The 26,561-nt window shown below is 63.7% G+C and carries 20 protein-coding genes; 12 read left to right on the top strand and 8 right to left on the bottom strand.

The genetic code is table 11. The annotated features are described in order from the left end of the window. Positions 1-313: 313 nt before the first annotated feature. The 5 genes from trxA to AB4Y81_RS05365 all read right to left on the bottom strand — a co-directional run bounded on the left by trxA (position 314) and on the right by AB4Y81_RS05365 (position 6,186). Positions 314-640, bottom strand: a complete 327-nt coding sequence (gene trxA / locus AB4Y81_RS05385) for a thioredoxin (RefSeq protein WP_014923339.1) — start codon at positions 638-640, stop codon at positions 314-316. Between the two features lie 34 nt (positions 641-674). Beyond that, on the bottom strand, positions 675-1,631 hold the full coding sequence (trxB, locus tag AB4Y81_RS05380) for a thioredoxin-disulfide reductase (protein WP_018778491.1): 957 nt from the start codon (positions 1,629-1,631) through the stop codon (positions 675-677). Positions 1,632-1,859: 228 nt separating this feature from the next. Beyond that, positions 1,860-3,503, bottom strand: a complete 1,644-nt coding sequence (locus AB4Y81_RS05375) for an ABC transporter substrate-binding protein (protein ID WP_441995483.1) — start codon at positions 3,501-3,503, stop codon at positions 1,860-1,862. Positions 3,504-3,643: 140 nt separating this feature from the next. Continuing rightward, positions 3,644-5,656, bottom strand: a complete 2,013-nt coding sequence (murJ, locus tag AB4Y81_RS05370) for a murein biosynthesis integral membrane protein MurJ (RefSeq protein ID WP_018778493.1) — start codon at positions 5,654-5,656, stop codon at positions 3,644-3,646. A gap of 26 nt (positions 5,657-5,682) precedes the next feature. Next, entirely contained in the window at positions 5,683-6,186 is a 504-nt protein-coding gene (locus tag AB4Y81_RS05365; protein WP_018778494.1) for an NUDIX hydrolase, read from the bottom strand. A 196-nt stretch (positions 6,187-6,382) separates the two neighbouring features. Here AB4Y81_RS05365 and AB4Y81_RS05360 point away from each other — a divergent pair, with 196 nt between their 5' ends. The 5 genes from AB4Y81_RS05360 (at position 6,383) to AB4Y81_RS05340 (ending at position 12,274) form a co-directional block, all read left to right on the top strand. After that, entirely contained in the window at positions 6,383-7,855 is a 1,473-nt protein-coding gene (locus AB4Y81_RS05360) for a CCA tRNA nucleotidyltransferase (RefSeq protein WP_018778495.1), read from the top strand. Further along, entirely contained in the window at positions 7,852-8,433 is a 582-nt protein-coding gene (locus AB4Y81_RS05355; protein WP_018778496.1) for a histidine phosphatase family protein, read from the top strand. Before AB4Y81_RS05360 ends, AB4Y81_RS05355 begins: the two co-directional genes overlap by 4 nt. A 602-nt stretch (positions 8,434-9,035) precedes the next feature. Then, entirely contained in the window at positions 9,036-9,176 is a 141-nt protein-coding gene (locus tag AB4Y81_RS05350; protein WP_354628474.1) for a hypothetical protein, read from the top strand. Between the two features lie 151 nt (positions 9,177-9,327). Further along, entirely contained in the window at positions 9,328-10,836 is a 1,509-nt protein-coding gene (locus AB4Y81_RS05345) for a glycosyltransferase family 87 protein (RefSeq protein WP_018778498.1), read from the top strand. Beyond that, positions 10,829-12,274, top strand: a complete 1,446-nt coding sequence (locus AB4Y81_RS05340; protein ID WP_441995482.1) for a phytoene desaturase family protein — start codon at positions 10,829-10,831, stop codon at positions 12,272-12,274. The genes AB4Y81_RS05345 and AB4Y81_RS05340 overlap by 8 nt, the downstream gene beginning before the upstream one ends. A gap of 5 nt (positions 12,275-12,279) precedes the next feature. Here AB4Y81_RS05340 and AB4Y81_RS05335 read toward each other — a convergent pair whose 3' ends face one another. Then, positions 12,280-12,885 (bottom strand): NAD(P)-dependent oxidoreductase, encoded by a 606-nt coding sequence (locus AB4Y81_RS05335; RefSeq protein WP_441995481.1) that lies wholly within the window; start codon positions 12,883-12,885, stop codon positions 12,280-12,282. Between the two features lie 83 nt (positions 12,886-12,968). On the opposite strand from AB4Y81_RS05335, the gene AB4Y81_RS05330 reads away from it, so the two are divergent. Next, complete coding sequence (locus AB4Y81_RS05330; RefSeq protein ID WP_055976736.1) at positions 12,969-13,367, top strand: winged helix-turn-helix transcriptional regulator; 399 nt, start codon at positions 12,969-12,971, stop codon at positions 13,365-13,367. Positions 13,368-13,414: 47 nt separating this feature from the next. Here the strand turns inward: AB4Y81_RS05330 and AB4Y81_RS05325 are convergent, their stop codons facing one another. Then, positions 13,415-14,116, bottom strand: coding sequence for an ABC transporter ATP-binding protein (locus AB4Y81_RS05325; RefSeq protein ID WP_441995480.1), 702 nt, complete (start codon positions 14,114-14,116; stop codon positions 13,415-13,417). A 24-nt stretch (positions 14,117-14,140) separates the two neighbouring features. After that, positions 14,141-15,220 carry an ABC transporter permease gene (locus AB4Y81_RS05320; protein ID WP_441995479.1) on the bottom strand — a complete coding sequence of 360 codons (1,080 nt, stop codon included), beginning with the start codon at positions 15,218-15,220 and terminating at the stop codon, positions 14,141-14,143. A 193-nt stretch (positions 15,221-15,413) separates the two neighbouring features. Here AB4Y81_RS05320 and AB4Y81_RS05315 point away from each other — a divergent pair, with 193 nt between their 5' ends. The 6 genes from AB4Y81_RS05315 to AB4Y81_RS05290 all read left to right on the top strand — a co-directional run bounded on the left by AB4Y81_RS05315 (position 15,414) and on the right by AB4Y81_RS05290 (position 26,467). Continuing rightward, the gene (locus AB4Y81_RS05315) at positions 15,414-16,694 is read left to right on the top strand and encodes a sensor histidine kinase (protein WP_055976744.1); all 1,281 of its coding nucleotides are present in this window, start codon (positions 15,414-15,416) and stop codon (positions 16,692-16,694) included. Further along, positions 16,691-17,347 (top strand): response regulator, encoded by a 657-nt coding sequence (locus AB4Y81_RS05310; protein ID WP_018778505.1) that lies wholly within the window; start codon positions 16,691-16,693, stop codon positions 17,345-17,347. The genes AB4Y81_RS05315 and AB4Y81_RS05310 overlap by 4 nt, the downstream gene beginning before the upstream one ends. Positions 17,348-17,497: 150 nt before the next feature. Then, the gene (locus AB4Y81_RS05305; protein WP_441995478.1) at positions 17,498-21,346 is read left to right on the top strand and encodes an NPCBM/NEW2 domain-containing protein; all 3,849 of its coding nucleotides are present in this window, start codon (positions 17,498-17,500) and stop codon (positions 21,344-21,346) included. A 118-nt stretch (positions 21,347-21,464) separates the two neighbouring features. Beyond that, a complete protein-coding gene (locus AB4Y81_RS05300) occupies positions 21,465-23,444 on the top strand; it encodes a penicillin-binding transpeptidase domain-containing protein (protein WP_441995477.1) in 1,980 nt (659 codons plus the stop codon). A gap of 15 nt (positions 23,445-23,459) precedes the next feature. Beyond that, complete coding sequence (locus AB4Y81_RS05295; protein ID WP_441995476.1) at positions 23,460-24,716, top strand: FAD-dependent oxidoreductase; 1,257 nt, start codon at positions 23,460-23,462, stop codon at positions 24,714-24,716. 68 nt (positions 24,717-24,784) lie between these two features. Next, on the top strand, positions 24,785-26,467 hold the full coding sequence (locus AB4Y81_RS05290; RefSeq protein ID WP_055976759.1) for an ABC-F family ATP-binding cassette domain-containing protein: 1,683 nt from the start codon (positions 24,785-24,787) through the stop codon (positions 26,465-26,467). Positions 26,468-26,561: the final 94 nt, after the last annotated feature.

The raw sequence follows: 26,561 nt of genomic DNA, 5'->3' as shown, positions 1-26,561 counted from the left end.
TAACAGACAGAAGACGTGATGTGGCGGAGGGTTGGGTGGGAAGGGGCTGGGGTGTGGAGGAGGGTCGGGTGGGAAGGGGCTGGGGTGTGGAGGAGGGTCGGGTGGGAAGGGGCCGGGATGTGAGATTTCCCCCTACCCCAGGTAGGGAAAGGCGCTAATTCGCCGTCGCGGGCAACAGAACGCTTCCAGTCGACGCACTGGCAGGTATGAGACTGGTAGAGGCTGATCTTTACAAACAACAAAAAAGCCGGCGGTCCCGCGCCCCTTGGGGAGCGGAACCGCCGGCTTAAGGAATCCAGTTAAGGCGTAAGCCTTAGGACAGGACGTCCGCGAATTCCTTTTCGAAGAACTGCTTCGGCTTGGCGCCGATCACGGTGCTCTTCACTTCTCCCCCGCTGAACAGGTACACAGCAGGGATGGAAGTGATGCCGTACTCGGCAGCGATTGCCGGGTTGTCATCGACGTTCAGCTTTACGACGTCAACCTTCTCGCTGTACTCAACGGAGATCTCGTCGAGAATGGGACCGAGTTTGCGGCAGGGGCCGCACCACTCTGCCCAGAAGTCCACGATGACCGGCTTTTCGGAAGCCAGGACATCCGTGCTGAAGCTTGCGTCAGTTACGTCTTTTGCGTTGCTCATAACTTTTCCCTTCGTATGGTTGCTTGGATGCAGCTTAGGAGTGCAGGTCTGCGAGGTAGTGTTCGACGTCGAGGGCAGCGACACAACCGGAACCCGAAGCCGTGATGGCCTGGCGGTAAGTCGGATCGATGACGTCGCCCGCAGCAAACACACCCTTTATGTTGGTCCGCGAACTACGACCCTCAACGGCGATGGTTCCCTCGGGAGTCAGTTCGACTTTGCCCTTGACCAGATCCGTACGTGGATCGTTGCCGATAGCCACGAAGACACCCGTGACTGCGAGCTCGGACTCGGTTCCGTCCACCAGGTTCTTCAGCTTCAGGCCAGTGACCTTATCCTCCCCGAGGACGTCTTCAACAGCCGTGTTCCAGACGAACTTGATCTTTTCGTGAGCCTGGGCGCGGTCACCCATGATCTTGGAAGCCTTCAGGGTGTCGCGGCGGTGGACAACGGTGACCGACTTGGCGAACTTGGTGAGGAAGAGTGCTTCTTCCATAGCGGAGTCGCCACCACCGATCACTGCGATGTCCTGATCCTTGAAGAAGAAACCGTCGCAGGTTGCACACCAGCTAACGCCGTGGCCTGAGAGTCGCTTCTCGTTGGGCAGACCGAGTTCGCGGTACGCCGAACCGGTGGACAGGATAATGGCCTTCGCCTGGAAGGTCTCCCCCGTGCCGATGGTGACGGTCTTGATGTCGCCGTCGAGATCCAGCTCGGTGACGTCCTCGAACTGAATTTCAGTGCCGAATCGGGCAGCCTGCTTCTCGAAGTTCTCCATAAGGTCCGGGCCCATGATGCCATCAGGGAATCCCGGGTAGTTCTCAACGTCCGTGGTGTTCATCAGTTCGCCGCCGGCAGTGACGGAACCGGCAATGAGCAGAGGCTTCATGTTGGCACGGGCGGTGTAAACAGCGGCTGTGTAGCCGGCGGGGCCTGAACCTACGATGATGACGTCACGCACCTGCGATGCGCTGTTTTCTGCAATGCTCACGTGGCGTGAACCTCTTCCTTAGTCGATGCTGCGGCTTTCGGGGCAGCCACCTGACTCAACCCCTTATGTGTTCCAAATATTCCGTTGGAGTTGGGGACCCTAAAAGCCACCAACATTCAGGGTACCGTCTGGACACCTGCCTTATCGAAGCGGTGACGCTGGCGCAGACAACAGTAAGGGCCGCCCCGACGAATCGAAACGGCCCCTCTGATAACTCCCCGGATGTGACTACTGAACGGAAACTTCAGCGAGCCGGAGCCCGAAGTTGTACTGCGTCTTGGGTGCGGCCAGCTTGGGCAGCGCCTTGATGACAACAATGACGTACTGGGCCTTTGTGGGGCTTGCCAGCGGGATGGTCAGTTCCGGAGAGGTGAAGCTGTTGGTGCCTACGAGCTTGGCGCCATCCATGGCCGGCCGATCGTTGGTGAACACGCTGATGTTTCCACCGGAACCGCCCAGCTGGTTGAGGACCACGGACTTGATATCCGCCGGTTCCTTCAGCTTGATCATGAGCGGCACCTCTTCTGACAGGCCGCCCCAGTTGGCCGAGGCAAACTCCATGTCAGACCAGTAGCTGGCTGCGTTGCCATCGAAAGCCTTGCCGAGGTCCTTATCGAACGTCGCTGCGAACGGGAAGTTGCCGAGGCGGGTGATCTCCTCGATAGCCGGCGGAGCCGCAGGCGGAGCTGTCTCCGTGGGCGGGGGCTCCTCGCTGGTGGACTCCGAGGGCTGCGGCGTGGAGCTGCTCTGCGTGGCAGCAGGCTGGCCGCTGGGTAGGAGACTTCCCAAATTGGTGACCGCGAGGACAAGACCCACGATCAAGACGGCGGCAAGGAGGCCGCCCACGAGCCAGCGCAGCGACCGAGGCTCCTTTTCGGGAGCCTCTTCCTCATAAACGTCGTCTTCGTCTGAGTAATCCTCTGTGACAGCCGACGACGCCGGGAAGCTGCTTGCCGCCCGGTCGTAGCCTGATTCGCCGCTTCGGTTGGAAGCCGCGGTGCCCGCAGCAGACGCGCCACCGGCCGCGGCGCCACTCTCCGCGTAGCCGTAGTCTTCCTCTGACCAGAGGGACACCTTGGGTTCGCGGGCCTGTTCGCGGCCGGGAGCTGCCTGCGACGAAACAGCCTCCGACGAAACAGCCTGCGTGGGCGTCTCAGCGGCCGGACCGGGTGTGGCAGCTGCCGACGAGCCGGCGGCAGCACCGGCGTCGTTGTTGTTCTTTGAACCGGCGTTCTTCTTCAGCGCGGAAGCGGCGGCAACACCTGCTGCACCGGCCCCGGCGGCGGCAGCTGCGAGCTTTCCCGCGATGCCGCTCTTGGCGGACGACGGATTGGACGCCGGCATGGGCGGCACGTGGGGTGCGCTGCGTGCGGGTGCGGCAGGCTCAGGTTCATCATCCGACTCGGGGGTGATGGCATAGCCGTTTTCGTCGTACTGGATGTACTCGGCCTCGTGCTCGTCGTCCTCGTAAAGGCCGTCGTAGGTTTCCGGCTCATAGGTGCGCGCCTGGCCGAAGATCTCACTGCCCAGAGTCTCTGTGAAGAACGGTTCGATGTAGGGCGGGTTGGTAGCCACCACCAGGTCCAGCAGATCCGGTGCGGTGCTGTGGTTGGTGATCAGGTACGTGGTGTTTTCGCTGATGCCGAGGTCCAGGATCTGGACGTGCCCGGGGCGCTCCCCTGTGGCCACTTCGCGGGCGCTCTGCGCAACCTGTTCGGCGTTTCCGGGACCGGCAACAAGGATGCTCACGGGACGGTTGAGGACCTGGTCCACGCCGTCGAGCACCTGATCTTGGTCATGCGAGGTCAACACATTGGCCGTGACCTTGTRGCGGCCGCCAAGTACTGATCCGACGTCGATCGGGTGGGACACGTGTTCCTCCTAGGCTGTCCGGGAGCTGCGGGTCCTGCATACGGCCGGCCCGGCTAGCCGGTTCCACCGCTTTTGCAACTACCTATATTCGTTTCTAGCCTAGCGGATTCAGTGCCGCCGCCCATGTTGGCGGCACCGGCTCACTTCCTGCGGTTTCGCGGAACAGGGAAGTACGGATTGCGTCCGGCCTCGCCTTGGTACGTCCGGCGGCCCGGAAGCGGCACCGATGGGCGGAACCTGCCGCCCTGCGCTGTGCTCGGTTCGTCTTCCTCCGGAAGATACACCTTGGGTGCATCCGGCTGGTCCGGTGCAGGTTCGGCGGCGCGCTGGGGAGCCACTGCGGGTCCGGCGCGGAAGGACGCGGCGTCGAACTCGCCGGAGATACGCGGGATCAAGCCGGTATCGTCCGAGACCGTGGCGCGCGCCGCCGTCGTGGGTTCTGCGGGGGCGCCAGCAGGCGCGGGCGTGCCGCGGCCCAAGCGGCTCATCAGCGGACGCAGGAGGTCACGAAGTTCAGTGACGTGGAAAACGCGAAGCAGGACAAGGTAGGCCAGCAGCATGACGGGTCCGACGACGGCCACCGTCACCAAGGCGGCCGGGCGGCTGCTCCACGCGAAACCGTCAGAACGGTAACTGCCAAGCAGCCACAGTGCGAGGGCGCCGGCCAGGGCGGAGCCCAGCCCCGCGTAGCCCATGCGGATGTATGAATTGGCGATCCGGGGACCGTCCAGGTGCCCCAGCAGGCGGCGCAGGAACACCACGCTGATCACGACGGACAGGATGTTGCCCAGCATGTACAGGATGGCGATCGCGTAGATGATCTGGCCGACGGGGAGGAACTGGATGAAGAAGGCACCCACAACGTAGATGACGGCCAGCCACAACTGGACATACAGGGGCGTACGGGCGTCCTCGTTGGCGTAGAACACGCGGGACATCATGAAGTTTGCGCTCAGGAACGGGGTGCTCAGGGCAAGGATGGTGAGTGTCTGCGCCAGCATCACGCCGTCTTGCCTTTCACCACCGGAGAAGAACATGCCCAGCGGCCCCGCCAATGCGAACAGCGCCAGGGCGCCGAAGACCGTGGCAACAGCCATGGTGCGGAGGCCATGCGAGAGGGCGTCGCGAAGCTCGGCTTTGTTGCCGTCCTGCGAAGCGCGTGTCATGCGGTTGAAGAGGACCGTGGCCAGGGACAAAGCGATGATCGAGTGCGGCAGCAGGTACAGCTGGCTGGCCACCTCCAGGACGGCGTTGCCTGGCAGGACAGCGGCAGCCGCCCGGTCTCCGGCGTTGTCCAGGCGGAGGCGCTCGGCGCCGGGGATCGTGGCGATCCTCATGACGTACAGGAACGCCAGCTGCCCGACGGCGGCAGTCGCCAGTGTCCAAACGCTCAGCTTGGCTGCCTGGCCGAGTCCAACGCCGCGCCAACCAAAGCGGGGACGCAGGCCAAGGCGCAGCTTGAAGACCGGGATCAGCAGGATGGCGGTTTGGGCCACCACGCCGAAGGTGGAGAAGCCGGCGAGGAGGAACGTTTGGGTTGGCCCCCAGTTGTCCAGAGTGTGGGGGTTTACGATGTTGGCGCCGAGGATCCAAATGAACAGTCCCAGGCCGGCAATGGCCACGAGGTTGTTGAGGATGGGGGCCCACATGGCGGGCCCAAAAGCCCCGTGGGCGTTGAGGACCTGCGTGAGCAGGGCATACAGCCCGTAGAAGAAGATCTGGGGCAGGCACCAGAGGGCGAAGGTGACCGCCAGGGCCTTCTGCTGCTCGGAGTATCCCTGGGTGGTGAGGTCGATGACGAGCGGCGCCGCGAGGGTCACCAGGGCCGTGAGTGCCAGTAGCACCAGCACAGCCAGCGTCAGGAGCCTGCTGATGTAATCCGCGCCCCTGTCCGGAGCCTTGCTGGCCTTGATGATCTGCGGAACCAGGACGGCGTTGAACACGCCGCCTGCCACCAGCAGGAAGATCAGGTTTGGCAGGTTGTTCGCGTTAATGAACGTGTCATTGACCGTGGAACCCAGGCCGAGGGCGGCACCGAGCATCCAGGTTTTGGCGAAACCAAGGAACCGGGAGACGAGCGTCCCTGCGGCCATGATGGCGCTGGAACGTGCTTCTCCGGATTGAACGGACTGGGTTGTTTTGGCTTCAGACATCGCCTTTATCGTCCCATGTACCCGGGTCAGAGGTGTTCGGGCAGCACTTCCCGTGCCAGGTCGGCGATGCGGCGTTCATTCGGGAAGGACAACTTTCGGGCCAATTCCTGGATGGGAACCCACGCAGCATCCACGGCTTCCTGGTCCGGATCATTCTCGATGGTCAGCTCGCCACCGGTTGCCCTGAGCAGGAAGTGGTGCACCGTTTTGTGGACGCGGTGGCCGCTCACAGTGAACCAGTAGTCGATGCTGCCAAGCGGTGCCAGGATGCTGCCTTCGATCCCGGTTTCCTCGGCGATCTCGCGTACAGCAGCTTCCTCGTTGTTCTCCCGGCCTTCCGGATGGCCCTTCGGCAGGCACCACTCGAGGCGGCCACCCCTATTAAGGCGGGCGATGATCGCAACCCGGAGTTCGCCGTCGGACGTGTCAACTACGACACCACCGGCGGACACTTCCTCAACCGTCGGAAGCGAGGCCTGCACCGGGTGCTGCGGGGCAGGCGCGACGTGGGCACCGATTGCCGACGGCAACGGTGCGTTTGTCCTCCTGCCAGGAGCGCTCGGAATCGGGTTGGCCATGTGGTCCACTCTAACGACTCTTGCCCCGGAGTGATGACCGGGACATGGCCACAAGATGGACTGCAGGAGATGCCCGGCGGACGCATGCCTGATTTCGCATGGAACAGTGGCCCAATGCAGCGCAAAAATCTGCCAAGCTTAAGGAACTATGGCGCACGTATTGGACAGCTCTTCTGTTAACTTCACCATCGATCCGGTGGTGCTCGACCTCGGGCAGCGCTTTGTCGACGCCGGATTCGAGCTGTCCTTGGTGGGTGGCCCCGTGCGTGACCTCTTTCTGGGCCGGACCTCTCCGGACCTCGATTTCACCACCGACGCCACGCCGGACCAGACCATCACCGTCATCAAGAAGTGGGCGGACAACTTCTGGGAAATCGGGCGCGCCTTCGGCACCATCGGGATGCGGAAGAGCGGCTTCCAGATTGAAATCACCACCTACCGGGCCGAGGCGTACGACCCCGATTCCCGCAAGCCGGTGGTCGCGTTCGGCAACTCCCTGACCGACGACCTGCTGCGCCGGGACTTCACCATCAACGCCATGGCACTGCGCCTGCCGAGCCTGGAGCTGGTAGACCCCTTCGGCGGCGTCCGCGATCTGCACGCTTCCGAGCTCGCCACACCCGGCGCACCTGAGTCGTCCTTCTCGGACGACCCCCTGCGCATGATGCGCGCTGCCCGTTTCGCATCCCAGCTGGGCGTGTCGGTCCATGACGACGTGCGCCTGGCCATGTCCAACATGGCCGATCGCATCAAGATCATCTCGGCAGAGCGCGTCCGCGAAGAGCTGGTCAAGCTGATTAACGGCGCGCACCCGCGCGTAGGCATCGACCTTCTGGTGGACACTGGGCTCGCCGAATTCGTCCTGCCCGAGGTCTCCGCCCTGCGCCTGGAATCCGACGAGCACCACCGGCACAAGGATGTGTACCAGCACTCACTGCAGGTCCTGGAACAGGCTGCTGCGCTGGAAACCGGTCCTGACGGTCCGGTTCCCGGCCCCGACTTCGTGTTGAGGTTCGCTGCGTTGATGCACGACGTCGGCAAGCCGGCGACGCGCCGATTCGAACCGGGCGGTGCGGTGAGCTTCCGCCACCACGACGTTGTGGGCGCCAAACTGACGGCCAAGCGGATGAAGGCACTGCGGTTCGACAACGAGTCCATCAAAGCTGTTTCCCGCCTGGTTGAACTGCACATGCGGTTCTACGGCTACGGTGACGCCGGCTGGAGCGACTCCGCGGTCCGCCGTTACGTGACCGACGCCGGCCCCCTGCTGGAACGCCTGCACCGGCTCACCCGTTCAGATGTCACCACGCGTAACCAGCGCAAGGCCGACCGTTTGTCCTTCGCTTACGATGACCTTGAGCACCGCATCACGGCGCTCTTGGAGCAGGAGTCGCTGGCAGCTGTCCGGCCCGACCTGGACGGAGCGCAGATCATGGCACTGCTGGGACTGAAGCCCGGACCCGTGGTGGGACGCGCCTACAAGTTCCTCCTCGAAGAGCGGATGGAACACGGGCCGCTCTCACCGGAGGAAGCTGAGCAGAAGCTCCTGGCATGGTGGGAAGAACAACCCGAGTCCGCCGCCGTCGTCGAGCCTTCGACCGAAACTGAGGAGCCCTCATGAACGCTGTGACTTCCCCGCGTCCGCAACTTTGGATCCTTCGCCACGGTGAAACGGAGTGGTCCAAGAGCGGTCAATACACGGGACTGACGGATCTCCCCCTCACTGTCGAGGGCGAGCAGCAGGCCGTGGAGGCGCGGAAGGTGCTGGAAGGCATCGACTTCGACCTCGTCCTGACCTCGCCGCTGCGACGTGCCCGGAGGACAGCGGAACTCGCCGGCTATCCGGACGCCGTTCACGAGCCACTCGCCGTGGAATGGAACTACGGCGACTACGAAGGCATCAGCTCCGATCTCATCCGCAAGGACAACCCGGAGTACCTCATCTGGACCGACGGAGTGCCCAACGGAGAGACGCTGGATGAAGTAGCTGCCCGGGCCGACAAGATCATTGGGCGTGTCCTGGAATCGGGCATGGACAATGTCCTGGTTGTGGCACACGGACATTTCTCCCGGATCCTCACAGCGCGTTGGCTCGAAATGGACGCCCGCGAAGGCCGGCACTTCATTCTCGGAACCGCGAAGGTGTGCACGCTTGGTTGGGATAAGCGGACGCCCGCAATTGTCCGCTGGGGCCTCTAAACCATTAATTTTGAAAACTTTTGGCAAATTAGCCAATTATGCTGGTCAAACTCCGTGTTCATGGGGTAGCTTATAACTTGTTCCCAGAGCGACCCGCCGGGAACCAGGCGCGCATTCACCGGTTAGTCAGCCGGGACAATGCCACAGCAGGCTGTTACGGCCAGAAAAGGAGGTTGGGAAAATGATTACTTTGACTAGCGGACGGAAGTTGACCGTCACTGCTACCCCGGCCTCTGCTGATGACGCGCGCCGTTTTTGCTCTCTGACCCACTCCTGATTCACCGGACCGGCCTGACGCCGGCGGTGTTCATGGCCACCACTCTCCGTGGTTGGCGTTCTGAGTAGTCAGTTGTAGGCGCGGACCCACGCAGCATGACGCGGGTGCGCAGTTTCCCCAAAGTTCGGAACCAGCTTCTTGTTGGGTCGACTGCAGGAAGCACGCGCTTTTATGCACGACGATTCGGGTTCTCCTGATTCGGTCCGCAAAATCCCCTCATTGGCTTCGGCTATTTGTCTCCTTTTGGCTGTTATTTCCTTCGAAATAAATAGCTCTAATTGTTGTGCCTAAATGCCGGGTAATTCTTTGTGAAAGGAGGTGAACCATGCCAAAGCGCCCCGAAGAGATGCGTTTCTACAAGAGCAGCGATGCTCCCAAGGACCGCACACTGTTCAACGGCCAGCTGCTCGACCAGCGCCGCGAAGACGTTTTCGTTGTCCTGCACCAGATGGGACTCATCCGTTGATTCCCCTGAGCCGGCCACGAAGGAGTTCAGATGCCGGATATCCATGCTGAACCTCAAGGAGCCCACGCGGCTACGCGTGGGCTCCCCCCTTTTAACTGGGTCTGGTCCGGCGTAACTGGGTCGGGTTCGGCCATGACTGTAAGCTCGATTCATGCAGGAGACGAAGCCGCACCGGCAACGAAAACGTGCCCGCTTTGTTGTTCCCAGCCGCAGTGACTCCCTGCTTCGAAACTTCACGGAGCTGGTGGGCGGTCCATTGGGCAAACGCTCGTCTCCCGGAGAGGTTTCCGCGCGCCCGTTCACTGTTGAACGGGTACTCATCGTCCTCACTGTGATCGCGGCTCTTTTGGCCGTGCTCGCAAAGGACTACTGCCGGGTCAATGGCTGGGAAACGCCCGGCCAGTTCTACGCCACCTGCTACTCGGACTTCCCCGAGCTCTTCAAGAACCGCGGCCTGGGCGATGGCGTGTTTCCGTTCTTCACCCAGGGCAGCCTGTTTGAGTACCCGGTGCTCATGGGGATCATTGCCGGGGTCACCGCGCTCATGGTTCCCGGTCAGGGGGTGGGAAGCGAGCGGATCCTGGGGTATTTCGACGTCAATGCGACGCTGATTGTGGCGGTCTGGATGGTCACAGTCATCCTCACTGCCCGGATCAACAAGCGTCGCCCGTGGGATGCCGCCATGGTGGCCGTAGCCCCCGGGATCATTCTTGCCGGCTTTATCAACTGGGACATGTGGGCCGTAGGTTTGCTGGCCTTGGGCATGTACTTCTTCGCCCGGGACAAGTTGATCCTTGCCGGCGTGTTCATAGGCCTTGGCACAGCCACCAAGCTCTATCCATTGTTGATCCTCGGTGCCGTTCTGGTCCTTTCCTTGCGCAGTGGAAAGTTCCGGGCCTTCTTCGTCACTGCCGGAGCCGCCTTGGCGTCCTGGCTCGCTGTGAACCTGCCCCTCGCGGCACTGAATCCAGCCGGATGGCGCTACTTCTTTGAGTTCACGCAATCCCGGCCTGCCGGCTACAGCTCGCCCTGGTTCGCTTACAACCTGGTGGCGGACCGCCTGCAATGGATGCAGATGAACGCTGCAACCATCAACACGCTGGCCCTCTACCTGTTTATTGCGGCGTGTGCCCTGATTGGAATCCTGGCTTTGTGCGCGCCACAGCGTCCGCGCATCGCCCAGCTGGCCTTCCTGATCGTGGCCGCCTTCATCCTCACCAACAAGGTCTACTCCCCGCAATTCGTCATCTGGCTTATCCCCCTGCTGGCCCTGGCACGGCCGCGTTGGCGCGACTTCCTCATCTGGCAGGCAGCAGAGGGGCTCCACTGGGCGGCGATCTGGATGTACCTTGGACAGGCCACCAGCGGAGGGTCCGTCCAGCACAACCTGGACATGTCCTACTACGTCCTGGCGGTGGGCCTGCACATGGTGGTCACCGCATACCTGATGGCACGGATCATCATGGATATCTGGGATCCTGCCCAGGATCCCCTGCGGATCGACGGCGAAGACGATCCCCATGGCGGGCCCTTCGACGGAGCCCGGGATTGGTTGCGCGTCGACCTTTTCCGGCCTTCGCGATCTGTGTTCCCGTGGAGCCCCCGGCGCGACAGCAGTTCCACAGCAGCCCAGCAATCGGAGGTGAGCAGCGATGGTTGATGTCGCCGTCGTCGGGGCCGGTCCGAATGGTCTGGCCGCTGCCGTGGTCATGGCCCGCGCGGGACTGGACGTGACGTTGTACGAGGCCGCCGATGACATTGGAGGTGGCTCGCGCACCACCGAACTGATCGAACCCGGCTTCCTGCATGACGTCTGTTCGGCGGTGCATCCGATGGCCCTGGCCTCGCCGTTCTTCCGGGAGTTCGAATTATCCCGTCGCGTGGATCTGCGCATTCCCGAGGTCCAGCACGGTACACCGCTGGACACAGGCGGTGCGGCGGTGGCGTACCAGTCCCTGGAACGGACCGTCGCAGAGTTGGGCGTTGATGGTCCGGCCTACGGGCGGCTTCTCGGTCCCCTGCTGGCACGGGTTGATGGCGTCGTGGAATTCACGTCGAACCAGTTGCTCCGCCTGCCGAAAGACCCCCTTGCGGCGCTGCTGTTCGGACTGGCCACCCTCGACCAAGGCACCCCGCTGTGGGGCCGGCGTTTCCGGGAGGAAGCGGCTCCGGCGCTCCTGACGGGGGTCATGTCGCATGCCCTCGGATCCCAGCCGGCACTCAGTTCCACAGGCGCTGGTTTGTTGCTAAGTGTCTTGGCCCATGCCGGCGGCTGGGCGGTGCCGGTTGGTGGTTCCATGTCCATCGCCAGGGCCATGGCAGATGACCTGACCTCCCATGGCGGAACCATCCGCGTGGGTGAGCGCGTCGATTCCCTGGACCAGGTGCGACCCGCGAAAGCCATCCTGCTGGACGTTGCGCCACCGACGCTGGCGCGCTTGGGTGGATCTGAAGTGCCCGACCGCTACCGACGCGCCCTGGAAGCATTCCGCTTTGGGAATGCTGCCTGCAAGGTGGACTTCATCCTTTCGGGTCCCGTTCCCTGGCGCTCTCCGGAATTGGCCAAGTCCGGAACAGTGCATGTGGGCGGTTCGCGGCGGGCCATGGCCGAATCCGAAAACCTCGTGGACATGGGCAAACACCCCGCTGAGCCCTATGTGCTGGTCTCCCAACCGTCACTGGTGGATGCTTCGCGTGCCCCTGAAGGGCGTCAGATTCTGTGGACTTACTGCCATGTCCCCAAGAACTCCACGGTGGACATGGCAGAAGCCGTTATCGCCCGCATAGAGCGGTACGCGCCCGGGTTCCGTGACGTGGTGGTGGCATCGAAAACCACGACGGCGGCGGAACTGTCCGCGTACAACGAGAACTATGTGGGTGGGGACTTCAGCGCCGGAATGCTGGACTTGCGTGGCTTGGTGCAGAGGCCCGTGGTCTCTCCTGTGCCCTGGAGAACCCCCATGCCCGGTGTGTACCTGTGTTCGTCCTCCACGCCTCCCGGCCCCGGAGTTACAGGTATGCCCGGGTACCACGCCGCGAAACATGCCCTCAAGGACATATTCAATGCTCGGGTACCCGGGCTGGGCCTGGGGCTCTAGGCGGGTTAGTTGGCGGCCGTGAAACGGGCGCGGCGGTGTGCCGGGCTTTCGATCTCGTCCAGCATGGCCACGGCGTAGTCCTGGGTGGAGATGGTGTTGCCGGCCGGGGAGTCCTTGGCCACGGTGTATTCGCCCGTACGCTTGCCCGGCTGGATAACCGGTGCCGGTGCCAGAACGGTCCAGTCGAGGGATTCAGGGGACTGCTTCACGGCCTCAAGGGCCTTGGCTGCGGTGGTGGCTTCAGCCTTGTAGGCTTCCGGGAAATCCGGGGAGTCGAGGAGGCGGACGCCATCGACTTCCAGGGTGCCGGCGCCGCCCACGATCATCAAACGGGTGCCTTCGGCATTGCTGTAAGCAGTAGCCATGGCGTCCAACCATTCTGCATGGTCGCCGCCGGTGCGGCTGGGACCTGTCGCCAGCACAACGACGTCGTGGTCCTTCGCGATGGATGCGAACGTCTGGCCGTCGGCCTGGTCCGCGGCCCGGGCGGAAGCGCCGGGAACCTCTGAGCCCTTGCGGGAGATAGCGGTGACCTCGTGGCCACGGGTGATGGATTCGTTGACGATCTGGCTGCCGACCATGCCCGTTGCGCCGTAGACTGCGATTTTCATAGCTCTCCTTGAGGTTGGTATCCTTGCAATARGACAAAGGTATCTATTGGATACCGATAGCTTCAAAGGAACTCAGTTACCTCATGGATACTAAAGACCTCCCGGCGAACATCCTGGATCCCAATTGCCCGTCGCGCGTGATCTTTCAGCGCATCGGAGACAAATGGGCCTCGCTGGTGATTCAGGTGCTCGGCGACGGTCCCGTGCGTTTCTCGGAACTGCGCAAGATGGTGAATGTGGTGACGCCCAAGGTACTGACCCAAACGCTCCGTGCTTTAGAGCGGGATGGCCTCATTACCAGGACGGTCTACGCTCAGGTGCCGCCGCGCGTGGACTACCAGCTCACGCCCATGGGTGAGTCCCTCCTGCAGCCGTTGTCGCTCCTGCGTGAGTGGGCCGAGAGCCATGTCCCCACCATCATGGAAGCCCGGGAGGCATACGACGACGCACAGGACCAGGCCCTCCTCGGCTCCCCCAACTAGGGGACAGCACTTGATCCAATGAGGCCCTGTTGGGACGTTTGTTGTCCCTAGTTGGGTTGGGTCGACGGAACCGATGCGCGGTTGATCCGGCCGTCCCGCATGGTGGCAACTGCGTCGGTCAGGGGCAGGAACTCGGTGTCGTGAGTGACCATGACCGTCGCCGTCCGGAAATCGTCAGTGACACGGCGCAGGAGCCGGACGATTGACTCGCTCCGTTCGTGGTCAAGCGCAGCCGTGGGCTCATCTACCAGCAGCACCGTGGGACTCCCCATCAGCGCCCGTGCGATATTCACCCGTTGACGCTGGCCGCCGGACAACTGATGCGGCCTCTTATGCATCGCTGCAGACAGGCCCACCACATCCAGTAGTTCCTCCGCCGCGCGGCGGGCCTCCTTCACGGCGTTGCCGCGCAGATGCTCGCGGATGAGCAACTGCTCGACGGCGGTCAGCGCCGGCAGCAGGTTGGGTTGCTGGAAGATGATGCCCACGTTGTCCCGGCGGAGCTCTGTGCGCTCCGAATCCTTCAAGCCGGAGACATCCTGCCCGTCGACGACAACCAGGCCGGCGGTGGGCTTGGCCAATGTTGCGGCAACAGCCAGGAGTGAGGACTTGCCCGAGCCTGACGGCCCCACCAGGGACAGGAATTCACCCCTGCCGACGCCCAAATCCACGCTATCCAGCGCTTTGAGGGTGGAGCCGCCGTCCGGGTATTCGAGCGAAACGTTCACGAGGGTCAGTGCGGAATTCATGATGTATGCCTTTCGAAGAATGTGTTAGTTGCCGCCGAGGGCCAGCAAAGGGTCCACGGTGGTGACTTTGCGGACAGCCAGGACGGCACCGGCGAGCCCGAGGACGACGATCCCTGCCACCGGCAGCAACGTGGTGAGCGGGGTGACAAGGAACGGTGCTGCTTGGGCGGCCAGGATTCCACCGGCCAGGCCAACTGAGCCTCCGACAGCTGCCCCTGCCAGCAACACGAGCGCTGCCTGCGCCAGGGCATCGCGCAGGACGTAGCCGGAGGATGCACCCAAGGCCTTGAGCACGGCAATGTCCCTGGTGCGCTGCACTGTCCACACCGTCAGAAAGGCCACGATCACGAGGGCTGAAATCCCGTAGAGGAACGCCTGCATGAGGAGCAGCGAGCCGTTTTCGCTCTTGTAYGATGCCAAGGCCTGGAAGGAAGCGGTGGGGTCGGAGCTGACCGTACCGGCGGCCGCATTGGCGGCATCGACGCTGACGGAAGCGTCGTCGTCGTACGTCACGGTGAGGACAGTTGCCGTCCCAGGTGCGGCGTGGGCGACAGCGCGCCAGGTATCGAGCGTGGTCCAGACGACGCCGGTGTGTGAATACCACTGGTCCTCCACAATGTCGGAGACCGTCAGGTCGGTGCCGCCCACACGGAGCCGGCTGCCCTTCGTCAGGCTGAGCTCCTTCGCCAATGTCTTGCCCACGACTACGGTCCCGTCCTCCACAGCGGATGGAGCTTCCGAACCACCGAAGACGGCCACGTTCGCAGTGCCACTGGGGCTGCCGCCGTTGGCCAGGGATTGGACCCGCGACTGGGTGATGCCCAGCGCCTGTGCGGATTTCACGCCCTGCTGGTCACGCCAGGTCTGAAGCTGGGCGGTGGAAACTTCCGATTCCGTGTAAGACGCTTTCGGTTCGCCGCCTGCCGGTGCGCCGAAAACGATCTGCTGTGCGGGCAAGGCCGCTATGGCTGACGTGGACTGGTTGCCCAATCCCGCGGTCAGACCGGACAGCATGACGAGCAGCAGCGTGATGAGGGCAACCACGCTGCCCATGAGGGCGAACCGGCCTTTGGCGAAACGAATGTCGCGGATGGCGAGAAACATCGGATTCCTTCTGTTGTTGCGGGCTTGTTCCGTTGCCTTCAACTCTTCCGGCGATGGGCCCCGCGGACATCGTGAGCCGGATGGATTTGCTGGCGCCGGGAGGTTGAACCGGGAGTCAACCGAAAGGTTGATTTGTATGTCCTGGACGGAATATCGGGCTGGCCGGGCGAGGGGCGGGGATACGCTGGAAGGCATGCAGTCCCCCACCGGCGCCACCACGATCCTCCGGGTCCTGCGCGTGTGCCTTCACGTTGGTTTCGCCGTGCTCTTGCTCGTGGCAATCGTCCGGCTGCTGGGCGGCCTGGGCTCTGCCGGTGCGCCATCACCCCTCGCAGTGACCGCCGGTTTGGGGCTCTCGGCTTTGCTGGCCTTGGTGTACCTCGCGGGGACAGTGCTGGAGAAACGGCACGCCAGTGACCCCTCCAGGTTCAACCCAACGCCCTACGCTCTCTGGTGGCTGGCCGCCGTCATGATGCTGTGGCTGCTCCTGCTGCTGGTCAGCGCGGACTTCGCCTGGGTGGCCTTCCCGCTGTTCTTCCTGCAGCTCCACCTGCTTCCGCGGCGCCTGGCACTGCCCGCGATCGGGCTGAGCACCGCGCTGTTGGTGGGTGCTTTGTGGTTCCACGGCAGGGGCTCCGCGGACGGCGGCCTGCAGCTGGCCATGGTGCTGGGTCCCGTGTTCGGTGCGGCTTTCGCCGTCGTGACCGGCCTGGCGTACCGGGCATTGTTCCTGGAGGCGGAAAACCAGCGTCTAGTCGCCGAGGAACTGCGCCGGACCCGCGACGCACTGGCACAAACACAGCACGACGCCGGCATGCTGGCCGAGCGCGAACGACTGGCCCGCGAAATCCACGACACCCTGGCGCAGGGCTTCTCCAGCATCGTCCTCATGGGGCGGTCCGCCGAGAAGGCCCTGGACGGCGGAAACACCGAGACGGCGAAGGAACAGTTGAGGATTGTCCAGGAGACAGCTTCGGCCAACCTGGCGGAGGCGCGCAGTTTCGTGCGGGGGCTGCGGTCGCCGGACCTGGAGCACTCAGGCTTGGTGGACACCCTGCGCCGCCTCTGCGAAAAGACCGAAACCGAGGCGGCGGCAAGGGGAACAGCCTTGCGCTGCCGCTTCGAACTGGTGGGCACGCCCGTCGAGCTTCCCAACACCTACCAGACCACCCTGCTTCGGGCCGCCCAGGCCTCCCTCGCGAACGTCTGGGCGCATGCGAAGGCGCGTGCCGCCGTCGTCACTCTCTCCTTCCCGGGTTCCGAAGTGACGCTGGACATCTTCGACGACGGCGTCGGTTTCGAACCCACGACGGCGACCGGCACCGCGCGCGGCGACGGTACCGGCGTCGGGCTTCTGAGCCTGCGCGAACGGCTGGCGGCGCTCGATGGCAGGCTGGACCTGGAGTCGGCCCCGGGTGAAGGCACGGTGGTGGCCATCCGCGTACCTTTGCCAACCGGGGAGGGGGCGGCATGACCGGAATCCGGGTGTTGTTGGTGGATGACCACCCAGTGGTCAGGGCCGGGCTTCGGGCCATGCTGAGCGACTTCCCAGGGGTGAGCGTGGTGGCGGAGGCCGCTGACGGTGACGCCGCACTGGCGGAGTTGAGCAAGCTCCACACCCTCGGCGAGCCGGTGGACCTGGTGCTCATGGACCTGCAAATGGGCAGTGGCATGGACGGCGTGACGGCCACGGAAAAGATCAAAGCCGGTGAAGCCGGGACTCCCCCGCCACCCGTGCTGATTTTGACCACTTACGACACCGACGCCGACATCCTCGCCGCTGTGGAGGCAGGCGCCAGTGGTTACATGTTGAAGGATGCGCCGCCGGAACAGATCCGGCAGGCCGTGCTTTCGGCCGCTGCCGGCCAGACCGCACTGGCACCGGAAGTGGCGGCGCGATTGATGGGGCGGATCAGGAATCCCTCACCCGTGCTGAGCGGCAGGGAAGTCCAACTGTTGGAATTGCTCGCCACCGGCATGAGCAACAGGGCCATCGCCAAGCAACTCTTTATTTCCGAGGCCACTGTGAAGACACACTTGGTCCACATCTATTCCAAGTTGGGTGTGGACAACCGGACGGCAGCCATCGCGACGGCAACGCAGCGGCGGATCATCCGCGGGCACTGACTTCCGGCGCCAGGCACGCGCCCGGCAGTCCTCTGGTGAGGAAAGCAGTTTTGGTGAAACGGTTGACCTTTTGCCTTTCAACAGTGACGATTAGTGCACGTTTCGCTATGAGTTAGATCACAAACTGTCACTCGTCGAAAGTTGGCTCACATGTCCGCACCCTCCTTGGGTCTGTCCGGAGCTGCCCCCAACAGCTCCGGACGCATCAGAAAAGGCTCATTCGCCAGGAAGGCCGCGTCCCTCGGTCTCGCCTCACTCCTCCTCGCAGGAACCATCCCGGCCCTCACCTTCGCCGCCGCTGCCAATGCCGCTCCCGGCGACCCCGCGGTCATCAAGACCGTCACCCCGGAAGTACCCGTCGACGCAGCTGGAGTACCCCTCGGGGCGGTGACCGGCTTTACCCAGTCCGGTAACGTCGTCGACCTCTCCACCGAAAAGGGCGCCATCCGCGTCACCTTCCTGGACGACGGCAACTTCCGCCTGGAAGCCGATCCCAGCGGAAAGTTCACCGACCCTGCGAACACCGACCAGGGCGACCCGGCCAGGACAGCCAACATCGTGGTGGGCAAGGACAAGTTCCCCGGCACCACGCCCACGGTCACCGACGGCGACTGGCTGGTCCTGAAAACTGCCAAAATCAGCGTCGAGATCAACAAAGCGACCACCCTGCTCCGTGTTGTCAGGGCCGACGGCTCGCTGGTCCTGGAAGAGTCCGCACCCATCACGTTCGGTGCGAATTCGGCCACCCAGCACCTCGCCCGGCACGAGGGTGAGCAATTCATCGGCGGCGGCATGCAGAACGGCCGCTCAGTCCACACCGGCGCACTGATCAACATCGCCAAGAACTTCGACTGGGACGACGACGGCTACCCCAACGCCGTCCCGTACTACATGTCCTCCATGGGCTACGGCGTCCTGCGTGACACGTTCGCCCGCGGCTCCTACAATTTCGCGGGCGAACCAACCACGACGCATGAGGAAAAGCGCTTTGACGCCTACTACTTCGTGGGCGATTACAAGCAGTCGCTGGGCGCGTACACCACGCTGACCGGCAAGCCGATGATGCCCCCGGTGTACGCCCTGGAATACGGCGACGCTGACTGCTACAACCGCTCAAACCCGGGCTATTCGTCCTCCGGATACGGCGATCCCGACGGCGCCAAGCAGAAAACTCCCGACGCCATCAAGACCGCACGGAAGTTCGTTGAGAACGACATGCCCGCAGGCTGGATGCTGGTCAACGACGGCTACGGCTGCGAGTACCAGCAACTCCCGGAAACCGTGAGCAACATCGAGGACGAAACCGCCCTCAAGGTCGGCCTCTGGACGCAACGCTCCCTCACCAACCAGGAATACGAAGTAGGCGAGGCCGGCGTCCGGCTCCGCAAGCTGGACGTCGCATGGGTTGGCCAAGGCTACCGCCAGGCCCTGACGGGCTGCGAAGCTGCCCACGGCGGCATCGAGCAGTACTCGAACGCCCGCGGCACCTCGCTGATGGTGGAAGGCTGGGCCGGCTCCCAGCGGTGCGGCATGCAGTGGACCGGTGACCATTCAGGAAACCTCGACGCCGTCCGCTGGCAGGTCCCGGCCCTCACCGGCGCCGGCAACTCGGGCCTGGCATTCACCACGGGCGACGTTGACGGCATCTTTGGCGGGTCCGCCGAGTCCTACGTCCGCGACCTCCAGTGGAAAGCCTTCGCTCCGGCGCTGTACTCCATGTCCGGCTGGGCCGCGACGGACAAGCGTCCGTGGCTCTACGGCGACGAGGCAACAGCCATCAACCGCCAATACCTGCAGCTCCGCCAGCAGCTCATGCCCTTCATCTACTCGCTCGCGCAGGAATCCTCCACCACCGGCGTCTCCATGATGAGGTCCATGGCCCTCGAATTCCCTGACCAGCAGTGGTCCTACGGTGCCGAAGCGAACAACCAGTTCATGCTGGGCTCCGACTTCCTGGTAGCACCCGTCTTTACGCAGACCGACGTCCGCAACGGCATCTTCCTCCCGGCCGGCCAGCAGTGGGTGGACTACTGGACCGGCAAGCTCTACCAGGGTGGCCAGATCCTCAACGGCCACAACGCACCCCTGGACAAGCTGCCGGTGTTCGTTCGTGCCGGAGCGGTGATCCCGCAAGGCATCGTTGCCCGCAACGCGTCTTTGGTCCCTGAAGATTCCATGATCACCCTGGATGTCTATGCCAAGGGCCAGGACACCTTCACGCTCTATGAGGATGACAAGGTCACCCGCGAATTCAAAAACGGCAAGTCCTCCAGCCAGCTCTTCTCCGTGGATGCTCCCGGTACCGGCAACAGCAGCGTCAAGGTGTCCATCGGTGAACGCAAGGGCGAATACACCGGCAAGGCCGCAGCCCGCCCCTACGAACTGAAGGTCCACGCCGGTGCTGCTCCCAAGGACGTCAAAATCGGTGGAACCAAACTCACCCAACACACCACCCAGGCTGCTTACGCAGCTGCGACAACCGGCTGGTACTTCGATGAAGCCAACAACGGCACCATCTGGGTAAAGACCGGGTCCATCGCTTCCAACCAGTCCGCAAGGGTTCAACTCCAGCAGGCAGGTCCGCTGGGCGGCAAGAGCCAGGAAGACACCGCTGCGGAAGTCCGCGTGACCACCGGCCAGCAGGTCTTCCAGGACCAGGAAACAACCGTCACCGCGGCGTTCGTGAACACCGGAACCAAGGCCAAGAGCAATGTGGTCCTCACCCCGGTTCTTCCCGAGGGTTGGACTGTTGTCTCGTCCTCCGGCGCGACGGCGGCCAAGGTTGAAGGCGGCGCTACAGGCACGGCCACTTTCGTCATCAAACCCGGCCCCAGCGCGAAGGCGGGGCAACAGACTGTGCGGGTAACGGCGTCGTACGCTGCTTCCGGCTCAACCCAATCGGTGACCGGCGGCAACCAGATCTACGTCGCCTACGGGTCCTTGGCCGCGGCCTACAACACCGTCTCCGTCACCACGGTGGCCGGCAAGGCACTCGGGAACTTCGACGGCGGAGGGGCCACCTTCGCTGCCGAGCAGCTGGCTGCCGCTACGGTTCCGGCAGGCGGAGTCCGGCCGGGCAGCACCGTGACGGTGGATGCCGGGAAGCCGACGCAGGTCGATTACACCTGGCCGGCCGTGGGACCCGATGTTCCCAACTCGGTGGCGCTGTCCGCGCAGACCATCGCCGTGAAGGGCAAGGGAACGCACTTGGCTGTCCTCGGTTCGGCTGCGGTGGGCAATGGCACCAGCCCCACGTTGACCTTGACGTACGCTGACGGATCCACGGAGAAACAGTCCATCTTCTTCCCGAACTGGCTGCAGCCCTCAGTACTGAACGGCGCCCTGCTCGCGGTATCCGAACAAGGCCGCAACAACGCCAACGGTCCGTCGCCGGAGTACACGCAATACAAGTACCAGGCATTCTCCAACACGGTTCGGCTCAACCCCACCAAGGAACTGGCCTCCGTCACCTTGCCCACCGACACCCGGGTGAAGTTCTTCGACTGGAAAGTCACCTCGCAGCCGTTGCCGGACGTACCGCATGGAGCGGTGTACGCCTCGGAAACGCCGTGGGTCCAGGCACTCAACGGCTACGGGGTGATCGGCAAGAACGTGGCCAACAAGGACTCCGCGTCGTCCCCGGACAAGCCGTTGGCCATCAACTACACCGATCCCGCCACCGGTCAGCAACCCGTTTTCTCCAAGGGCCTGGGCGTCCACGCTGCCTCCAGGATCACCTATTACCTGGGCGGCAAGTGCACTTCCTTTACGTCCCAAGTGGGCCTTGAAAGCGGCTTCGGCGGCAACATCATCTTCAAGGTCAACGCCGACGGGGTGAACAAGTACCAGTCGCGCACGTACACGCCGGGGTTTGCTCCGGAGTCGGTGTCCGTCGACCTGACGGGGGCGGCTTACGTGGAGCTGGTCGTTGACCCATCCGGTTCCATCAATGGAGCACATGGTGTCTGGGGTGATGCAAAGTTCACCTGCGCTCCCTAGCCTGACGTTGCAAACAGACGGCCGTCGCTTGCCGCACCTCCCCGGGGTGGCAGGCGGCGGCCGTCCGGCTGCCGGCCATGACAAGAAAGTGTCAGGGGAACCGGGCATAATGTGGCAAATGGGGAAAACACGTACTTTGATTCTTGGTCTGGCCACGATTGTGCTGGCAGGCTCGCTGACCGCTTGCGACGACGGCCGTTCGGGCGCTGAGGGAGCCGCCAAGCAGCTCGCCTCCTCGCTGTCGGCGCTCGACGTCGGCCAGCTCGCCGTTGAGGGCAAGGATGCTGCCGCGGCCAACGACCAGCTCAAGGCAGTTTTCGAAGGACTCGACGCCAAGCCGTTGGTGCAGTCCGGTGACGTCAAGCTCGACGGCGACACCGCCACTTTCCCTCTTATCTACAGCTGGAACATCGGCTCGGCCAAGTGGGAGTACAGTTCCGAAGCCACCTTGAAGAAGTCCGGTGACAAGTGGGCGGTTCAATGGAGCCCTGCCCTGCTGGCACCGGAGCTTTCCGATGGCGAAACTCTTTCCGTCAAGACCGTTCCTGCCCAGCGCGGCCAGATCCTGGGCGCCGGGGATGCCCCGATTGTGGAGGACCGGCCCGTCTTCCGGGTCGGCATCGACAAGACCAAGATTCCAGCGGAACAAGCGGATGCTTCAGCGCGTGCGATGGCTGCCCTGCTGGGCTTGGACGTTGAGGAATACGCCAAGCAGGTTGCTGCGTCCGGCCCGCAGGCATTTGTGGAAGGACTGGTTCTCAGGGCTTACACGACGGATATCACGGAGGCCAAGATCAAGGCCATTCCCGGTGGTGCCAGCATCCTGGATTCGATGGCCCTCGCACCAACGCGGACCTTTGCACGTGCACTGCTCGGAAGCGTTGGCCAGGCCAGCGCGGAGCAGATTGAAAAGTCCAACGGCGCCTTGCGTGCCGGTGACACCACGGGAACCGGCGGCCTGCAGCAGAAGTACGACACCCTGCTCCGCGGCAAGGACGGTGTTGAGGTCATTGCGAGCACCGAGGCCAAAGCTGAAGGGGAAACGCCCGGCACCAAGGTGTTCTTTTCCTCCCTCCCCGCTCCCGGCACCACCCTCAAGACAACCCTTGACCTGAAACTGCAGCAACTGGCCGAGGAAACCCTTGTTGGCGTTGGCCCGGCGTCGGCCATAGTTGCCCTCCGACCCTCCACAGGCGCCGTGCTCGCCGCTGCCTCCGGGCCGGGGAGCAACGGGTACAACACTGCAATGCTGGGCCAGTACGCGCCAGGATCCACCTTCAAGATTGTTGACTCCCTGGCGATGTTCCGGAACGGCGCAACCCCCGATTCCAAGGTCGAGTGCCCGCCGACGCTGACTGTTGACGGTCGGACCTTCAAGAACGCGGAGGGGTATCCGGAAAGCTCGCTGGGTTCAGTTGCCCTGAGGGATGCGTTTGCCCACTCCTGCAACACTGCCTTCATCAACGCCCGTGACACCGTCAGCCAGGACCAGTTGGAATCCGCGGCCCAGGCTCTTGGTGTGGCTGTTGAAGCCCCCAAACTCGGTGCTGACGCGTTCCTGGGTTCCGTTCCCGGTGCTGCTGAGGGTACGGAGCATGCCGCTTCCATGATTGGCCAGGGCAAGGTGCTCTTCTCGCCCCTCTCGGCCGCTGTCATGGCAGCTTCGGTGGCCAACGGTGCCCCCGTCTCACCGCAACTGGTGCTCAATGCCGACGCCGTGCCGGCCACCACCTCCACTGCCGCTCCCACGGAAAGCAGCTCCGCCACGCCGTCGCCGGACTCCGCGACGGCAAGCGCGCTGCCTGCCTCGCCGGCATCCACCAAGCCGATCACCAAGGAGGAATCGGCTGCCCTGTCCGACATGATGCGGGCGGTAGTAACCTCGGGCCACGCCGGTTTCCTTGCCGCAGTGCCGGGTGCACCGGTCGGGGCAAAGACGGGCACCGCCGAATTCGGTAATGACAACCCGCCCAAGACCCACGCGTGGATTGTTGCCACCCACGGGGACCTGGCGGTTGCCGTGTTTGTTGAAGACGGCGGACTGGGTGCCACCACCAGTGGGCCGTTGCTGAAAACGTTCCTGACCGCGGCGGGCTGATCCGGAGGAGAACCCATGACAGGCAGTACCCAGTGTGTGGTGGTCGGCGGAGGTCCGGCCGGGATAATGCTGGGGCTGCTGCTTGCCCGGGCCGGTGTGCAGGTCACTGTCTTGGAAAAACACGCCGACTTCCTCCGGGATTTCAGGGGCGACACGGTCCATGCGTCCACCGTCCGGCTCCTGGACGAGTTGGGTTTGGGAGAAGGCTTCAGGGCCCTGCCGCAGAGCCGGCTGGAGAACTTCCGGTTGCCTGTTGCCGGGGGTCGCTCGGTGGTGCTGGCCGATTTCGGACTCCTTAAAGAGCCCTACAACTATGTGGCGATGGTTCCCCAGTGGGACCTGCTTAATTTCCTGGTGGCAGCTGCCGGGCAGGAACCCACCTTTACGCTGCGGATGAATACCGAGGTCACGGACCTGCTGCGGGACTCTTCGGGGGCAGTGACGGGTGTGGCGTACCGGACCAGGGACCCGCTGACCGGCTCCCCGCTGGACAGCGGCGAACTGATGGCCACCCTGACTGTGGCGTGCGATGGCCGGGGTTCGGTGCTGCGGCAGCGGGCCGGACTGGCTCCCCACGAATACCCGGTGCCGTTCGACACCTGGTGGTTCCGGCTCCCCCGCACGGCCGACGAGGATGAGCCAGTGGCATCCATAGCGCCGCGTTTCGGCAGCTCCGACGTCCTGCTGAGCCTCACCCGCAAGGACTACCACCAGATCGCCTATCTGGCCGCGAAGGGCTTGGATCCCCAGCTCCGGGCTGAGGGCGTGGAAGCCTTCCGGGCCAGGGTTGCGCGGCTGCGGCCGGATCTAGCCGACCGCGTAGACACCATCAGGTCTGTCGACGAGCTTCACCTGCTGGATGTGAAGCTCAACCGCTTGGCCCGCTGGCATCAGCCGGGCCTGCTCTTGATTGGCGACGCCGCGCACGCCATGTCCCCGGCCGGAGGCGTGGGAATCAACCTCGCGGTGCAGGACGCCGTGGCGGCAGCGCGCTCTATTGCCTCACCGCTGCTCAGTGGAACACTCGACGACGGCCACCTCGCCGCCGTCCAGAAGCGGCGTTGGCTGCTCACCGTGATTGTCCAGACGTTCCAGCGGGTGCTGCATCGCGCCATCTTTGCCCGGGTGATGGCCGGCAAACAGCCCAAGCCACCCAGGATCCTGGTCCTGATGGCCCGGCACCTGCGCGGTTTTCCCAAGCTTCCCGCCCGCATGATCGCCTTTGGACCGCGCCCCGAGCATGCTCCGGACTTTGCCCGGCGAAAGCCGTAGCGCTGCGTCGACGCCCAAGCCAATTGCCGCCGTCGGGCGTTAATACGCCGGCGTGGGAGGATTGAAACGTGGCCCATATTGACGTTTCCGGCATCGACTACTTCCTCTCCGACGGCACCCAGCTGCTCAACGGTGTGACCTTCAAGGTCCCCGACGGCACCAAAACGGCGCTGATCGGACCCAACGGAACAGGGAAGACCACACTGTTCAAGATCATCGCCGGAGACCTCACTCCTGATGAAGGTGCCGTGGGCCGCTCGGGCAACATGGGCATCATGCGGCAGTTCGTGGGCCAGGTCCGCGACGAATCCACCGTCCGCGACCTCCTGGTTTCCACTGCGCAGGCCGGGCTCGCAGCAGCAGCCAAGGCGGTGGAAGAAGCCGAATTGGCCATGATGGAGCACGACGACGAACCCACGCAGATGAAGTACGCGCAGGCGATCGTGGACTGGGGCGATGCCGGCGGATACGACGTCGAGACAGTCTGGGACGAAGTGTGCATGGCCGCTTTGGGGATTTCCTTCGACAAAGCCCAGTTCCGCCGTGCTTCCACGCTGTCGGGCGGCGAGCAAAAGCGCCTGGTGTTGGAAGCGCTCTTCGCCGGGCCGGACGAGCTCCTGCTCCTGGACGAACCGGACAACTACCTTGACGTGCCTGGGAAGCGATGGCTGGAAGGCAAGCTCAACGAGTCCAAGAAGACCGTGCTCTTCATCAGCCACGACCGCGAGCTTCTCAACAACGCCGCCGGCCGTATCGTGACACTGGAGCCGGGCATCAACGGTGCCGGCGCTTGGATCCACGGTGGAGGTTTCGGCTCCTACGTCGAAGCACGCGCAGACCGTAACGCCCGGTTCGAGGAACTCCGCAAACGCTGGGACGAGGAGCACATCAAGCTCAAGGAACTCGTCAACATGTACAAGAACAAGGCGGCATTCCGCTCCGACATGGCCAACAGGTACCAGGCAGCGCAGACCCGCCTTGCGAAGTTCCTGGAGGCCGGGCCGCCGGAGGCCCTGCCCATCGAGCAGAACGTGAAGATGCGGCTCAAGGGTGGCCGCACCGCCAAGCGGGCCGTCGTTGCAGAGAAGCTGGAACTGACCGGGCTCATGAAGCCGTTCTCCACGGAGATCTGGTTCGGGGACCGGGTGGGCGTCCTGGGATCCAACGGTTCGGGCAAGAGCCACTTCCTGCGTCTTCTCGCGACCGGCGGTACCGACCCGGAGCGCGAGCACCTGCCGGTGTCCGACGTCGTCATCGCGGAAGTCCCGCACGAAGGGTCGGTGAAACTGGGGGCACGCATCCGGCCCGGGTTCTTCGCCCAGACGCATGTCCGTCCGGATCTGCTGGGCCGGACGTTGCTGGAAATTCTGCACCGCGGCGACGAACACCGTTCGGGCCTTCCGCGTGAGGCTGCAGCGGGAGCCTTGGATTCCTATGGCCTGGCGGGTCAGTCGGAGCAGAAATACGAGTCCTTGTCCGGTGGCCAGCAGGCACGTTTCCAGATCCTGCTGCTCCAGCTGTCCGGTGCCACGCTCCTCCTGCTGGATGAGCCCACGGACAACCTGGACCTCCACTCAGGCGAAGCCCTGGAGCGTGCCATCGACGCGTTCGAGGGAACCGTCCTGGCCGTCACGCACGACCGTTGGTTCGCCAAGTCCTTCGACCGCTTCCTGATCTTCGGGTCCGACGGCAAGGTGTACGAATCCGAAGAGCCCGTGTGGGACGAAAAGCGGGTAGAGCGCGCCCGCTGACACCGGACGCTTCCTCACGTTCCGCGCCTTTCGGGTGGATGCTTGCTCACGTAACAGGCCTTTCGGGCGGACGCTTGCTCACGTAACAGGCCTT

Source organism: Paenarthrobacter sp. TAF1, from assembly GCF_052113825.1.
In the GTDB taxonomy this organism is placed as follows: Bacteria; Actinomycetota; Actinomycetes; order Actinomycetales; family Micrococcaceae; genus Arthrobacter; species Arthrobacter nicotinovorans.
Note: the sequence above shows the minus strand (reverse complement) of the source record. Positions and strands in the feature narration are given on the sequence as shown.

Coding starts and splice junctions, on each gene's coding strand:
- AB4Y81_RS05310 (WP_018778505.1), top strand. CDS start 16,691: ATGACCGGAATCCGGGTGTTGTTGGTGGATGACCACCCAGTGGTCAGG.
- trxA (WP_014923339.1), bottom strand. CDS start 640: ATGAGCAACGCAAAAGACGTAACTGACGCAAGCTTCAGCACGGATGTC.
- AB4Y81_RS05335 (WP_441995481.1), bottom strand. CDS start 12,885: ATGAAAATCGCAGTCTACGGCGCAACGGGCATGGTCGGCAGCCAGATC.
- AB4Y81_RS05295 (WP_441995476.1), top strand. CDS start 23,460: ATGACAGGCAGTACCCAGTGTGTGGTGGTCGGCGGAGGTCCGGCCGGG.
- AB4Y81_RS05325 (WP_441995480.1), bottom strand. CDS start 14,116: ATGAATTCCGCACTGACCCTCGTGAACGTTTCGCTCGAATACCCGGAC.
- AB4Y81_RS05330 (WP_055976736.1), top strand. CDS start 12,969: ATGGATACTAAAGACCTCCCGGCGAACATCCTGGATCCCAATTGCCCG.
- AB4Y81_RS05305 (WP_441995478.1), top strand. CDS start 17,498: ATGTCCGCACCCTCCTTGGGTCTGTCCGGAGCTGCCCCCAACAGCTCC.
- murJ (WP_018778493.1), bottom strand. CDS start 5,656: ATGTCTGAAGCCAAAACAACCCAGTCCGTTCAATCCGGAGAAGCACGT.
- AB4Y81_RS05360 (WP_018778495.1), top strand. CDS start 6,383: ATGGCGCACGTATTGGACAGCTCTTCTGTTAACTTCACCATCGATCCG.
- AB4Y81_RS05315 (WP_055976744.1), top strand. CDS start 15,414: ATGCAGTCCCCCACCGGCGCCACCACGATCCTCCGGGTCCTGCGCGTG.
- AB4Y81_RS05350 (WP_354628474.1), top strand. CDS start 9,036: ATGCCAAAGCGCCCCGAAGAGATGCGTTTCTACAAGAGCAGCGATGCT.
- AB4Y81_RS05345 (WP_018778498.1), top strand. CDS start 9,328: ATGCAGGAGACGAAGCCGCACCGGCAACGAAAACGTGCCCGCTTTGTT.
- AB4Y81_RS05300 (WP_441995477.1), top strand. CDS start 21,465: ATGGGGAAAACACGTACTTTGATTCTTGGTCTGGCCACGATTGTGCTG.
- AB4Y81_RS05340 (WP_441995482.1), top strand. CDS start 10,829: ATGGTTGATGTCGCCGTCGTCGGGGCCGGTCCGAATGGTCTGGCCGCT.
- AB4Y81_RS05355 (WP_018778496.1), top strand. CDS start 7,852: ATGAACGCTGTGACTTCCCCGCGTCCGCAACTTTGGATCCTTCGCCAC.